Here is a 13,485-nt window from a genome sequence, read left to right on the forward strand (position 1 = left end):
TTAAAATGGAGCAGCATACAACACGTGAGAAATTACAGTGTGAAGATGTGACAGGTGCCGGACATGTTATTCAATGTTTGAAAAAATTAGGTGTAACGACCGTTTTCGGTTATCCGGGCGGAGCGATTTTGCCAGTATACGATGCGTTATATGGAAGTGGTTTGAATCACGTTTTAACTCGTCATGAACAAGCTGCCATTCATGCGGCAGAAGGATATGCGAGAGCTTCTGGAAAGATCGGGGTAGTCTTTGCTACCTCTGGACCAGGGGCAACAAATTTAGTTACGGGCTTAGCGGATGCTTATATGGATTCGATTCCTTTAGTTGTTATTACAGGGCAAGTTGCAAAACCTCTCATCGGAAAAGACGGATTTCAAGAAGCAGATGTTGTCGGGATTACAGTACCTGTTACGAAGCATAATTACCAAGTTCGTGATGTGAATCATTTATCACGTATTGTACAAGAAGCTTTTTACATCGCCGAAAGCGGGCGACCAGGACCCGTATTAATTGATATTCCAAAAGATGTTCAAAATGAAAAGGTAACAAGTTTTTATAATGAAGTAATTGAGATTCCAGGGTACAAATTAGAGCCTATGCCAGACAGTAGGAAGCTTAGAGAGGTAGCTAAAGTAATTTCCGAAGCAAAACGTCCACTTCTTTATATTGGAGGAGGGATCATTCATTCGGGTGGTTCTGATGAACTTATTCAGTTTGCGAGGGAAAATCGTATTCCTGTCGTTTCCACTTTAATGGGACTTGGTGCATATCCGCCGGGAGATTCGTTATTTTTAGGAATGCTCGGTATGCATGGAACGTACGCTGCAAATATGGCAGTAACAGAATGTGATTTACTACTTGCTTTAGGTGTCCGCTTCGATGATCGTGTAACAGGGAAATTAGAACTATTTTCTCCGCATTCCCAAAAAGTACATATTGATATAGATCCTTCGGAATTTCATAAAAATGTAACTGTGGAGTATCCAATTGTGGGTGATGTGAAAAAGGCATTACACATGCTGTTACATATGTCTATTCATACACAAACAGATGAATGGATTCAGAAAGTGCAGAAATGGCAAGAAGAATATCCACTTTCATATGAGCAAACAGAATCTGAGTTAAAACCACAGCATGTGATCAACTTAGTAAGTGAATTAACGAATGGTGAAGCGATTGTTACAACAGAAGTAGGTCAGCATCAAATGTGGGCTGCTCATTTCTATAAGGCGAGAAAACCTCGGACGTTCCTTACATCTGGTGGACTAGGAACGATGGGTTTTGGTTTCCCGGCAGCAGTTGGTGCTCAGCTTGCGAAAGATGGAGAACTCGTCATTTGTATTGCAGGTGATGCCTCTTTTCAAATGAACATTCAAGAACTACAAACAATTGCTGAAAATAACATCCCTGTAAAAGTATTTATTATAAATAACAAATTTTTAGGGATGGTAAGGCAATGGCAAGAAATGTTTTATGAAAATCGTTTGTCAGAATCAAAAATTGGATCGCCAGATTTTGTGAAAGTGGCAGAAGCTTATGGAGTGAAAGGATTAAGAGCGACAAATTCAATCGAGGCGAAACAAGTGATGTTAGAAGCATTTGCTCACGAAGGTCCTGTCGTAGTTGATTTTTGTGTAGAAGAAGGTGAAAACGTATTTCCGATGGTTCCGCCAAACAAAGGGAATAACGAAATGATTATGAAGAGGTGGGAAGAATGAGTCATACTTTTTCACTCGTTATTCATAACGAGCCAAGCGTCTTATTACGTATAAGTGGGATTTTTGCTCGGCGTGGTTATTATATTTCTTCTTTAGATTTAAAAGAAAGAGATACTAGTGGTGTTTCTGAAATGAAACTCACAGCAGTTTGTACTGAAAATGAAGCGACATTACTCGTTAGTCAGTTGAAAAAATTAATTGATGTACTGCAAGTAAATACATTATAAGGGGTGTATGGAATATGAAAACGTATTATGAGCAAGATGCAAATGTAGATTTATTACAAGGGAAAACTGTTGCGGTAATTGGATATGGATCTCAAGGTCATGCACAGGCGCAAAATTTACGTGATTCTGGTGTGGAAGTTGTAGTTGGTGTTCGACCAGGTAAGTCTTTTGAAGTAGCAAAAGCAGATGGATTTGAAGTAATGTCTGTTTCAGAAGCGGTTCGAACCGCGCAAGTTGTACAAATGTTATTGCCAGATGAACAGCAAGCTCATGTGTATAAAGCAGAAGTAGAAGAAAATCTTCGTGAAGGACAAATGTTACTTTTCTCACATGGATTTAACATTCACTTCGGCCAAATTAATCCGCCAAGTTACGTAGATGTAGCGATGGTTGCGCCAAAAAGTCCAGGTCATCTCGTTCGCCGTGTATTTCAAGAAGGAAATGGTGTTCCAGCATTAGTCGCAGTGCATCAAGATGCGACGGGAACAGCGCTACATGTAGCGTTGGCGTATGCAAAAGGTGTAGGTTGTACACGTGCGGGTGTAATTGAAACGACATTCCAAGAAGAAACCGAAACGGATTTATTCGGTGAGCAAGCTGTACTTTGCGGAGGGGTAACTGCACTTGTGAAAGCTGGTTTTGAAACATTAACAGAAGGCGGATACCGTCCTGAAATTGCATACTTTGAATGTTTGCATGAATTAAAGTTGATCGTGGATTTAATGTACGAAGGTGGTTTAACGAACATGCGCCATTCTATTTCAGATACGGCAGAGTTCGGGGATTATGTAACAGGATCGAGAATTGTTACAGATGAAACGAAGAAAGAAATGAAGCGTGTTCTGACAGAAATCCAGCAAGGAGAATTTGCAAAGAAATGGATTTTAGAAAATCAAGCAGGACGTCCAACGTATAATGCGATGAAAAAGGCAGAGCAAAATCATCAGTTGGAAAAAGTAGGGGCAGAGCTTCGTGAAATGATGAGCTGGATTCATGCACCGAAAGAATTAGTAAAGAAATAGAGTAGTAGATTGCAAGTGAAAAATACGTAAGAGGGGATTTGACAAGATGAGAAGTGACATGATTAAAAAAGGCTTTGATAAAGCACCGCATCGTAGTTTATTAAAAGCAACTGGTTTGAAAGATGAAGATTTTGATAAACCGTTTATAGCAATCTGTAATTCTTTTATTGAAATTATTCCAGGTCATAAGCACTTAAATGAGTTTGGGAAACTTGTTAAAGAAGCAGTTCGTGCAGCAGGTATGGTTCCATTTGAATTTAATACAATTGGAGTAGATGACGGTATTGCGATGGGGCATATCGGTATGCGTTATTCGCTGCCGAGTCGTGAAATCATTGCAGATTCAGTAGAAACGGTTGTAAATGCACACTGGTTTGATGGCATGATTTGTATTCCGAACTGTGACAAAATTACACCTGGTATGATGATGGCTGCACTTCGCATTAACATTCCAACTGTATTTGTTTCAGGTGGGCCGATGGCGGCTGGAAAAACGTCAAAAGGAGACGTTGTCGATTTAAGTTCTGTTTTTGAAGGAGTAGGAGCTTATCAATCTGGAAAAATTTCAGAAGAAGAGTTAAAGGATATTGAAGATCATGGCTGTCCATCTTGTGGTTCTTGTTCCGGTATGTTTACAGCGAACTCTATGAACTGTTTATGCGAAGTATTAGGGTTAGCTCTTCCTGGTAACGGGAGTATTTTAGCCATCGATCCAAGACGGGAAGAATTAATTAAACAAGCAGCAGAGAAATTGAAAATTTTAGTTGAAAGAGATATTAAACCACGAGACATTGTAACAGAAGAAGCAATTGATGATGCGTTCGCACTTGATATGGCGATGGGTGGTTCAACAAATACAGTATTACATACGTTAGCACTCGCCCATGAGGCAGGACTAGATTATGATATGAGCCGTATTGATGCCGTTTCAAGACGTGTACCACATTTATGTAAAGTAAGCCCTGCGTCCAATTGGCATATGGAAGATATTGATCGCGCGGGCGGGATTAGTGCCATTTTGAAAGAGATGAGCCGGAAAGAGGGCGTACTTCATTTAGATCGTATTACGGCTACGGGACAGACGTTAAGAGAGAACATTGCTCATGCGGAGATTAAAGATAAGGAAGTTATTCATTCTCTTGAAAACCCTCATAGTGAAGAAGGTGGATTACGTATATTAAAAGGAAACCTTGCGAAAGATGGGGCAGTTATTAAAAGCGGGGCAACTGAAGTAAAACGATTTGAAGGACCTTGTGTTATTTTTAATTCACAAGATGAGGCCCTTGCCGGCATTATGCTTGGGAAAGTGAAAAAAGGAGATGTAGTTGTCATTCGTTATGAAGGACCAAGAGGTGGTCCTGGTATGCCAGAAATGTTAGCACCAACATCAGCAATTGCTGGAATGGGATTAGGTGCAGATGTTGCGCTATTAACAGATGGTCGTTTCTCTGGTGCATCACGTGGTATTTCAGTAGGGCATATTTCACCAGAAGCAGCTGCGGGCGGAACGATTGCACTTCTCAAGCAAGGGGATATCGTTTGTATCGATGTTGAGGAACGCTTGCTAGAAGTAAGAGTGAGTGATGAAGAATTAGATAAGCGTAAAAAAGAATGGAAACGACCAGAACCGAAAGTGAAAACTGGCTGGCTTGGACGTTATGCACAAATGGTAACATCGGCGAATACAGGTGCAGTCCTAAAAGTTCCGAATTTTGATTGAGCCAATTTAAAAGAGATAAGGATGATATGAAATGGTGCAAAAGGTAAAGGAGAGAGTGAAAATTGAAGATATCTTAATGGCCCATAATTGCATGAAAGATATCGTTATTAAAACACCGTTACAACGTGATGCAGTTTTATCTGAGAAATATGATTGTGACGTTTATGTAAAACGAGAAGACTTACAATTGATTCGCTCTTTCAAAATTCGTGGTGCGTACAATTTAATTCAAAGTTTACCGAAAGAACAATTACAAAACGGTGTTGTTTGCGCAAGCGCTGGTAATCATGCGCAAGGGGTAGCTTATACATGTAATTTATTGAAGATTCCGTCAAAAATTTTCATGCCAACAACAACGCCTAAGCAAAAAGTATCACAAGTTCAATTTTTCGGTGGTGATTTTGCGGAAATTGTATTAGTCGGTGATACATTTGATAGCTCTTTCCAAGAAGCACAGGGATATTGTGAAGAAAATAGAATGACGTTTGTTCATCCGTTTGATGATCCGTATGTCGTTGCTGGTCAAGGGACAGTGGCAGTTGAAATTATGCATGATATGGAGAAATCGGTTGATTATATCTTTACAGCAATTGGCGGTGGTGGATTAGCATCAGGTGTTGGTACATATGTGAAAGGTGTTAGTCCTACTACAAAGGTCATTGGTGTAGAACCAATGGGAGCTGCATCTATGAAAGAGGCGTTTCTTCAAAATGAAAATGTCGCTTTGGAGAAAATAGATAGTTTTGTTGATGGGGCAGCTGTTAAAAAGGTAGGAAAGTTAACGTTTGAAACTTGTAAAGATGTAATTGATGACATTGTTTTAGTACCAGAAGGAAAGGTTTGTACGACGATTTTAGAACTGTATAAGAAAAATGCGATTGTAGCTGAACCAGCTGGTGCACTCTCTATTGCAGCACTTGATTTATACAGAGATGAAATTAAAGGTAAAACAGTTGTATGTACGTTGAGTGGTGGAAATAATGATATTGATAGAATGCAAGAAATGAAAGAACGTTCGCTCATTTACGAAGGATTAAAGCATTATTTTATCATTGAATTCCCGCAGCGTTCAGGTGCGCTAAGAGAATTTCTTGATAAAGGATTAGGGCCAGAAGATGACATTACTCGCTTTGAGTATATTAAGAAACATAATAAGGAAAATGGTCCAGCATTAGTCGGAGTAGAATTAAAACATAAAGAAGATTACGAGCAATTAATTACTCGTTTCAAAGAAAATAATATTCAATTTATGGAGCTTAATAAAAATCCTGTTTTGTTTGATTTACTTATTTAATAGAAGGAAAGAGTTAGTATCCAAATAAAAAAGATAGATACAAGCGGTGAAATATAACGCTTGTTCTATCTTTTTTACAGTTAAACTAGATACTCATTAAATTCAAGAAGAATAAAGCTAGCTAACCAAAAAAATATTGCAATACGAATGATTACATACATAGTGAATTCAAAGGGAGAAAGGTTTCTCTCGCGCTTTATTTTTTTAAATAGTCTCACAGAGTAAAAGGAACATAAAAGCAGGATTGCTATAGACATTTTATAGATGTTCTCTAACAAACTTACATTTTCTAATAAGTCTTTCAGCATTTTCATCACCTATTCTGTAAAGTATATTACAGAGAATTAGATCTTGAGATGTCTAGTTCCGTTTGTTTTTTATGTTCCCTGTATCATCAATTTCTACATCAGTTGAAATCGTTTGTAAATATTGTAGAGCTTTTCTCTTTTCTTCCTCATTTACAGGGGAAACTTGGTTGTTACGGATGATATAAGGATTGAATGACATTTGGACATCCTTTCCTTTAAAAGTTAAAGTTAATACGCCAGTTTCGGCACTTTTTCCGTTCACATAACTTGGGAATAAAAAGTTTCCTAATGAGTAAGCGACAGGGACATTATTATAATATTCAAATCCTTGTAACCAATGTGGATGGCTTCCGACAATCGCGTCGGCTCCTGCTGTAACCATTTTATTTACATATTGTTTTTGATAATCTACCGGACGATTTGATTTTTCGACACCCCAATGCATATAGACAATTACATAGTCTGCATCTTTCTTTTGCTCTTTAATTGTTTTTGTTACAAGATTTAAATCATATCCATTCGCAACGCCAGGTTTATTGTCATCAGCTACCCAAGTAAAATCAGGCATAAATCGGACGAAGGAAAGGAATTTAAATTTTTTTCCTTTTACAGTCATTTCTCGTGCGGTATATGCATCTTTTGCATTTTTTCCGGCGCCAATATAAGGGAACTTTAATTTTTCTACATGAGAGATTGTATCTAATAATCCCTCTTGACCGTAATCAAGTGTATGATTATTCCCGATATTTACGATGTCATATCCAGTATTTTTAATAGCTTGTAGTGTGGATGGATCACTTTTAATCCAAAATAGCTGTCCAGGTGCTTTCTTTTCTTTCATTGTAAATGCTGACTCTAAATTAACGAAAGAAATATCAGCTTTTTTTATTTCTTCTTTTACATGTTGGAATGGGTAGTCAGCCCCGTTTTTTTCGATTACCGGACGTAATTGCCAATCAAACATTGTATCACCAGAAAAGGTGAGTGTAATTTCCGGGTCTTCTCTTTTCTTGTCGCTTGTTGAAGCAGTTTTGCTAGATTTGTTTTGGAAATCGGGTTTGTCTTTCGCTTTTGAAGTAAAAGAGTGGTTAATTAATACAACAATTGGTGTAATACAAAAGGCTATTAACAAAAATCGTTTTAGTAAAGTTTTCATAAATACCTTCCCTTTTGAGTTTATCCCGCTATTTGTGGGCAACAAAATTTCAGCTGATTAAAGTTTCACTTTATGTATTGCTACAAAAAATTGCGGTTCATGTAGCGAAAAACATTTGTTAATATTCTCAATATTAAGTTAACATATAGATAACCTGTAAATCAATGAATAAACCAAAATATAGAAATAAAGAATTCGAAGGGTGAAGAATAAGAAATGGTTATATTAGGAGCAGTTGTAAATGGGATTTGTATTATATTTGGTACTTTACTTGGTAAATTATTTAGTAGAATTCCAGAAAGTATGAAGGGAACCATAATGCACGCAATCGGTTTAGCGGTTACTGTGCTTGGACTTCAAATGGCCTTGAAAAGTGAAAATTTTCTTGTTGTCATACTAAGTTTAGTCATTGGTACGGTAATCGGGGAATGGCTACAACTAGAGGGAAAGTTAAAACTGTTAGGGGATTGGTTAGAAACTAAAGTTGGATCGAAAGGGAAAGGGAGCATATCAGAAGGTTTTGTAACCGCTACTTTAATTTTTGCAATTGGTGCGATGGGGATACTTGGTGCACTCGACAGCGGGATTCGCGGAAATCACGATATTTTATTTACAAAGGCGATTATTGATGGGTTTATTTCTATTATATTAACGACTACTTTAGGGATTGGCGTATTGTTTTCAGCAATACCGGTGATTTTATATGAGGGTAGTATTGCGGTTTTTGCAACACAAATTAATAGTTTGGTCCCGAAAGAATTAATGAATCAATTTATAGTGGAAATGACAGCTACGGGCGGTATTATGATAGCCGCTATTGGATTGAACTTACTTGGTATTATTAAAATTAAGGTTGCAAATTTACTGCCAGGTATATTAGTAGTTGGAATAATTGTGTCATTTATTTATGGTTACGGTTTAATAGTAAAGTAGTATGGGATGGAGATACATATGGAGGGATTTCAATTTACAAAACGTGTGAAAAACATAATGAAGATTGCAGCAGAAGAGGCAGAATGTAATCTTATTCAACCAGTTCATCTGTTTATCGGTATGTGTAAAGAAGGTACTGGCGTTTGTGGCGACTTGTATATGTATTTGTTTCGTAATATGGGTACGGATTTTTTAGAAAAACTTTCATTACGAAAACAATATGATTTAACGGATCAAGATTATAAAAAAATAGGACAATATAAGTTATCCCATAAGACGCTAGAAATTTTACAAATAGCGAAGAAACGTATGGAACGTTTTCAACAAGCAATAATGAATGAAGGTCATGTTATATATGCATTATTTCGTGTGAATCCAGTTATTGAAAATGCACAGATGCAAAGAGATATATTACGTATTATAGCTGAGCCAAGAGATTTAGCAGTCGATTTAAAAGGTTTTGTTCCTATTTATAATAATTTAACTTGTACTGTTAGAAAGGCTAACGCTTCTGATTTTGAACAATTAGCAAGCTTTGTTGAAGCAGAATTTGGTGAACGGTGGTTACATTCAATAGAATATGGATTTTGTACATATAAAGAAAATTTACCTATTTATATAGCAGAACAAGAAGAAGGGGTAGTAGGTTTCGCTTGTTATGATGTAGTGAGAGGGAAGAAAGGGCTGTTTGGTCCGATGGGCACAGCGAAACAAAATCGTGTGAAAGGTGTAGGAAAAGACTTGTTACATCATTGTTTATATAATATGAAGCAAGAGGGATATGAATATGCAATTATTGGACAAGCGGGTCCAGTTGAGTTTTATGAGAGATGTTGTAATGCACGTTTAATACCGATAGTGGATCATTAACCAACTTCATTTAGCTGGAGTTGGTTTTATTATGAAAAAAATGTGGGAATGTAGTGATTTTTACTAGAAAATAGCGGGTTTTGTAGTAAATCTTACATATAAAGCAAATTACTAAACTTTTTACAAGAAAGGGTGTAGAATGGGTATCTAAAGAAAGAAGGTGTGAAAATGGCCAGCTGGAAAAGAAATTTAATGATTTGTTGGCTAGGTTGTTTTACCACTGCAGCCGGTATGAGTTTAGTAATTCCTTTTTTATCTTTTTATATTGAGGAATTAGGTGTGACTGGCACTTCTAGTATTGCACAGTGGTCGGGACTTGCATTTGGTATAACATTTTTAATGGGTGCGATCGTATCACCAATATGGGGAAAACTTGGTGATATACATGGACGGAAATTGATGCTAATTCGTGCGAGCCTTGGTATGGCGGTTATTATGACGCTTATGGGTTTTGTAACGGATGTATATCAATTAGTCGCACTAAGATTTTTAATGGGAGCAGTATCTGGTTTCCTTTCAACGGCGATGACATTTATTGCAGCAGAAACTCCGAAAGAACATTCAGGTTGGGCGATTTCCACAATTTCAACCGGGGGCGTGAGCGGCTCATTACTTGGCCCATTACTTGGTGGTTATTTGTCTGAGTTAATTGGAATGCGTCATGTTTTTCTTGTTACAGGAGCTTTTTTATTCCTTTCTTTTCTCATCGTTTTTTTCTTCTTACATGAAGAAAATCACTCTGCTCAAGCAAAAAAAGTACAAACGAAAAAAGTATGGACGATGGTTCCAGCTAAGCATTTAATTATTAGTTTGTTTGTAACAACATTTATTATTCAACTTGCTAATATGTCTGTGCAGCCAATTGTGACATTGTACGTGAAAAATTTAGTTGGTCCTCAAACCGCACATATTGAAACAATTGCTGGCGCCGTTATGTCAGCGACAGGGTTAGCAGTTATTTTGGCAGCACCAAGACTAGGACGATTATCAGATCATATCGGTCCTCAAAAAACGTTAGTAGTAGCATTGTTTGCTGCAGGAATTATTTTTATTCCGCAAGCATTTGTAACCTCAGCTTGGCAGCTATTAATTCTTCGATTTTTATTAGGTATCGCACAAGCAGGATTATTACCTTCCGTACAAACTCTACTAAAACAACATACACCAACTCATGTAACGGGACGAATATTTGGATATAATCAATCGTTTCAGTTTTTAGGAAATATGATTGGACCAGTACTTGGTGGACAAATTGCAGCGCATGCAGGCTTCCAATATGTTTTCTTCTCTACATCATCACTATTATTTATTGCGTGCATCTGGGTTTATTTTCATAATAAGAACGAAGAGGTATCAGAGAAACGACATTTGGAAGTTAGTTAACTAAGTGAATGAAAAAAGGATGAAGCAATGATTGCTTCATCCTTTTCTTTAAAATTTAAGACATAGATAACTTAATGTACCAAGCTCATAACTACGGTGAATGACTTCACCGCTATTTTCACCACTTCCCATAGCGATAAATAAAGGAACAAAATGCTCTGCTCTTGGTACGGCTAATTGTGCATGAGGCGCATTGTTTTCCCAATTAAACAATGCATCTTTATCGTTTGTATGCATATGTTTTATAATCCAATCATCAAATTCAATTGCCCATTGTTCGGGTGTAGTTTGATTCCATTTCAGTGCTCGTAAGTTATGAACGGTAACACCGCTACCGATTACTAAAATATCTTCTTGTCCAAGTCCTTTTAATGCTTCTCCAATCTTAAATTGTTCTTTTGCAGAAAGGAATGGATTTACTGATATTTGTACGACAGGAATGTTTGCTTCTGGATACATGCGATGCAAGAGTGTCCATGAGCCATGATCTAAACCGCGCGTCATATTATGATGAACTGGAATACCTTTATTTTAAAATTTTGTTTCTAGCATAGATGCTATGCTAGAAGAACCTTTTGCACGATATTTAATTTCGTATAACTCAGGAGGAAAACCTCCAAAATCATAAATTGTTTCATATTCGTTATCTGATGAGGAAATCGTTAATACTTCACTTTCCCAGTGAGCGGTGAAAATAACAATTGCTTTCGGTTTATATGTTTCGCCAAGTATTTTTAAAAAGCGTGTATAATCTGTATCTTGAATAGCGAGCATTGGTGAACCATGTGCTAAAAATAGTGATGGCATCATAGTAGAGACCTCCTAAAAATATAATAATTACTTTATGTAAGTAACTATATAATTTTATTTATGATTCGTCAACATAATAGTCTGACGGCTAATCGGAAAAGGAAGGTATTTGTCATAATGAAAGCAATTGCATATAATACATAATAAGAATAATGAATGTATATTCATTTTTTATAGATACATAATAGATTTGGGGGCTGACGAAATGAACGTAAAGGAAAGTTTCGTTACGGCATTGGATGGATTGGAAATTTATTTACGCAAGTGGTTACCAGAAAGTGAACCAAAAGGGATTATTCAAATTGCACACGGTATGACAGAGCATGCAGGTGTTTATACTGACTTTATTGATGCGTTATTAGAAGCAGGGTATGGTGTTTATGCACATGATCATAAAGGTCATGGGAAAACAGTGAAAAGAGAAGAAGACTATGGTCATTTTGAACCGGATATAGGGTGGAATCAGGTTGTGTCTGATGTGATCTTTGTTTCGGAAATGATAAAAGAAGAGCAGTCATGTCCCTTGTTTTTACTTGGTCATAGTATGGGATCTTTCCTATCAAGACGAGCTGTGCAACTTAGAGGCGAACTATATGATGGATTTCTTATTTCAGGAACTGGTGGGAATCCTGGATTTTTAGGAGTCATTGGTCATAAAGTAGCGACAATTGAGATGAAATTGCGCGGGGCAAAAACGAAAAGTCCGATGCTAAACTTTTTATCCTTCGGAAACTTTAATTCGAACTTTAAGCCAAATCGTACAAATTTTGATTGGTTATCTTCAGATAATAATCAAGTTGATAAATATATTGCGGATCCGTTATGTGGATTCATTTGTACGACGAGTTTTTATCGAGAATTATTTTCTGGTGTATTAGAAGTAAATAAACTAGAAGAATACAAGAAGACGCCAAGCAATCTTCCGATACATATATTCTCTGGAGACCGTGATCCTGTTGGAGATATGGGGAAAGGTGTAAAAGAAGTATATGAAAACTATAAAAAAAGTGGTGTGAAAGATGTGACACTACGTTTATATGAAAATGGAAGACATGAAATGTTTCATGAAGTGAATAGAGATGAAGTATTTAAAGATTTGATTTCGTGGTTAGATGCGCATAATAGATGAGAAAGTTAAGCCCAAACCGATTGTAGTTTGGGCTTGTATTTATATATTTGTTAGAGAAAAGATTTTTTAAAAATTGCTTCAAAAAATATAGAAACAGTTTCGAGGAGTTGAATATATGAAATTTGGAATTATCGGTCCATCGGAAGATGAAATTATGCCATTTATTGAAGAGATGACTAATAAGGAAATAATGAACCTTGCGATGTTAACGTTTCATAGTGGGAAATATGAAAATGTGGAAGTTGTTGCATTGTATTGTGGTGTGTGTAAAGTTAACGCAGCAATTGCAGCTCAAATATTAATAGATAAGTTTAATGTGACACATATTATTGTAACAGGTGTTGCAGGAGCGATTGATAAAGTATTGAAAATTGGAGATACAGTAATTTCAACAGAAATAGCATATCACGATGTTGATGAAGGGATATTGACTGAATATCATCCGTGGATGGAGAGCGTATACTTTAATACAGATAGTACACTTCTTGAATTAAGCTGTGAAGTGGTTGAGAACAATCAATTCGCTCAAAATGTTTATTTTGGAAAAATAGTTACTGGAGAAGCGTTTATTAGTGAAAGCGGCCGTACAGAAATAATCTCTAAATACAATCCACTTTGTGTAGATATGGAAACTGCAAGTATAGCTCACGTCTGTTATGCCAATGCAATACCGTTTTTAGCAGTGAGATCAATAACAGATACAGAAGAAGCGTCTGGTATAGAAGTATTTGAAGATAATTGTGTTTCTGCTTCACATAATTCCATTTATTTTGTTAAGAAGTTATTAGAATTAGTGAAACAGTAAAGAAATATCGTATGAGAAGAAACCTCACTTTTTTGAAGTGAGGTTTCTTTAGGTAATGGAGTAATAGTAGCGGAAACTATTTTTAAAATGTGGCATAGCTTTGGTAGTTA

12 protein-coding genes and 1 pseudogene are annotated in these 13,485 nt (G+C 36.6%); 10 read left to right on the top strand and 3 right to left on the bottom strand.

The window, feature by feature from the left end:
- The first annotated feature begins 5 nt into the window (after positions 1-5).
- From ilvB to ilvA, 5 genes are read left to right on the top strand one after another with little or no spacing between them, the layout of a single operon-like run.
- Positions 6-1,718, top strand: a complete 1,713-nt coding sequence (ilvB, locus tag ATN06_RS09310) for an acetolactate synthase large subunit (RefSeq protein ID WP_060630391.1) — start codon at positions 6-8, stop codon at positions 1,716-1,718.
- Complete coding sequence (locus tag ATN06_RS09315; RefSeq protein WP_060630392.1) at positions 1,715-1,945, top strand: ACT domain-containing protein; 231 nt, start codon at positions 1,715-1,717, stop codon at positions 1,943-1,945. The genes ilvB and ATN06_RS09315 overlap by 4 nt, the downstream gene beginning before the upstream one ends.
- 14 nt (positions 1,946-1,959) lie before the next feature.
- Positions 1,960-2,967, top strand: coding sequence for a ketol-acid reductoisomerase (ilvC, locus tag ATN06_RS09320; RefSeq protein ID WP_060630393.1), 1,008 nt, complete (start codon positions 1,960-1,962; stop codon positions 2,965-2,967).
- 46 nt (positions 2,968-3,013) lie between these two features.
- Positions 3,014-4,687: a dihydroxy-acid dehydratase gene (ilvD, locus tag ATN06_RS09325; protein ID WP_060630394.1), complete on the top strand. Its 1,674-nt coding sequence runs from the start codon at positions 3,014-3,016 to the stop codon at positions 4,685-4,687.
- Positions 4,688-4,718: 31 nt separating this feature from the next.
- A complete protein-coding gene (gene ilvA, locus ATN06_RS09330; protein ID WP_060630395.1) occupies positions 4,719-5,981 on the top strand; it encodes a threonine ammonia-lyase IlvA in 1,263 nt (420 codons plus the stop codon).
- Between the two features lie 80 nt (positions 5,982-6,061).
- Here ilvA and ATN06_RS09335 read toward each other — a convergent pair whose 3' ends face one another.
- On the bottom strand, positions 6,062-6,289 hold the full coding sequence (locus ATN06_RS09335; protein ID WP_060630396.1) for a hypothetical protein: 228 nt from the start codon (positions 6,287-6,289) through the stop codon (positions 6,062-6,064).
- Between the two features lie 52 nt (positions 6,290-6,341).
- Positions 6,342-7,445, bottom strand: a complete 1,104-nt coding sequence (locus tag ATN06_RS09340; protein WP_060630397.1) for a CapA family protein — start codon at positions 7,443-7,445, stop codon at positions 6,342-6,344.
- Between the two features lie 216 nt (positions 7,446-7,661).
- Between ATN06_RS09340 and ATN06_RS09345 the strand changes: the two genes are divergently transcribed.
- The 3 genes from ATN06_RS09345 (at position 7,662) to ATN06_RS09355 (ending at position 10,631) form a co-directional block, all read left to right on the top strand.
- Positions 7,662-8,378: a DUF554 domain-containing protein gene (locus ATN06_RS09345; protein WP_060630398.1), complete on the top strand. Its 717-nt coding sequence runs from the start codon at positions 7,662-7,664 to the stop codon at positions 8,376-8,378.
- A 6-nt stretch (positions 8,379-8,384) separates the two neighbouring features.
- Positions 8,385-9,248, top strand: coding sequence for a GNAT family N-acetyltransferase (locus ATN06_RS09350; protein ID WP_088116079.1), 864 nt, complete (start codon positions 8,385-8,387; stop codon positions 9,246-9,248).
- 168 nt (positions 9,249-9,416) lie between these two features.
- Positions 9,417-10,631 (top strand): multidrug efflux MFS transporter, encoded by a 1,215-nt coding sequence (locus tag ATN06_RS09355; protein ID WP_060630400.1) that lies wholly within the window; start codon positions 9,417-9,419, stop codon positions 10,629-10,631.
- Positions 10,632-10,679: 48 nt separating this feature from the next.
- On the opposite strand, the pseudogene ATN06_RS09360 reads toward ATN06_RS09355, so the two are convergent.
- Positions 10,680-11,441: pseudogene (locus ATN06_RS09360) on the bottom strand (DODA-type extradiol aromatic ring-opening family dioxygenase).
- A gap of 205 nt (positions 11,442-11,646) precedes the next feature.
- On the opposite strand from ATN06_RS09360, the gene ATN06_RS09365 reads away from it, so the two are divergent.
- Together ATN06_RS09365 and ATN06_RS09370 are read left to right on the top strand one after the other, a co-directional pair.
- Complete coding sequence (locus ATN06_RS09365; RefSeq protein WP_060630401.1) at positions 11,647-12,570, top strand: alpha/beta hydrolase; 924 nt, start codon at positions 11,647-11,649, stop codon at positions 12,568-12,570.
- A 115-nt stretch (positions 12,571-12,685) separates the two neighbouring features.
- On the top strand, positions 12,686-13,375 hold the full coding sequence (locus ATN06_RS09370) for a 5'-methylthioadenosine/adenosylhomocysteine nucleosidase (protein WP_060630402.1): 690 nt from the start codon (positions 12,686-12,688) through the stop codon (positions 13,373-13,375).
- The last annotated feature ends 110 nt before the right edge of the window (positions 13,376-13,485 follow it).

The organism is Bacillus thuringiensis (genome assembly GCF_001455345.1).
GTDB lineage: Bacteria > Bacillota > Bacilli > Bacillales > Bacillaceae_G > Bacillus_A > Bacillus_A thuringiensis_N.

Bases quoted from the DNA above. Each gene is read 5' to 3' on its own strand.
- ATN06_RS09350 (WP_088116079.1), top strand. From the start codon at position 8,385: ATGGAGATACATATGGAGGGATTTCAATTTACAAAACGTGTGAAAAAC.
- ATN06_RS09370 (WP_060630402.1), top strand. From the start codon at position 12,686: ATGAAATTTGGAATTATCGGTCCATCGGAAGATGAAATTATGCCATTT.
- ATN06_RS09315 (WP_060630392.1), top strand. From the start codon at position 1,715: ATGAGTCATACTTTTTCACTCGTTATTCATAACGAGCCAAGCGTCTTA.
- ATN06_RS09355 (WP_060630400.1), top strand. From the start codon at position 9,417: ATGGCCAGCTGGAAAAGAAATTTAATGATTTGTTGGCTAGGTTGTTTT.
- ATN06_RS09335 (WP_060630396.1), bottom strand. From the start codon at position 6,289: ATGCTGAAAGACTTATTAGAAAATGTAAGTTTGTTAGAGAACATCTAT.
- ilvA (WP_060630395.1), top strand. From the start codon at position 4,719: ATGGTGCAAAAGGTAAAGGAGAGAGTGAAAATTGAAGATATCTTAATG.
- ATN06_RS09365 (WP_060630401.1), top strand. From the start codon at position 11,647: ATGAACGTAAAGGAAAGTTTCGTTACGGCATTGGATGGATTGGAAATT.
- ilvD (WP_060630394.1), top strand. From the start codon at position 3,014: ATGAGAAGTGACATGATTAAAAAAGGCTTTGATAAAGCACCGCATCGT.
- ATN06_RS09340 (WP_060630397.1), bottom strand. From the start codon at position 7,445: ATGAAAACTTTACTAAAACGATTTTTGTTAATAGCCTTTTGTATTACA.
- ilvB (WP_060630391.1), top strand. From the start codon at position 6: ATGGAGCAGCATACAACACGTGAGAAATTACAGTGTGAAGATGTGACA.
- ATN06_RS09345 (WP_060630398.1), top strand. From the start codon at position 7,662: ATGGTTATATTAGGAGCAGTTGTAAATGGGATTTGTATTATATTTGGT.
- ilvC (WP_060630393.1), top strand. From the start codon at position 1,960: ATGAAAACGTATTATGAGCAAGATGCAAATGTAGATTTATTACAAGGG.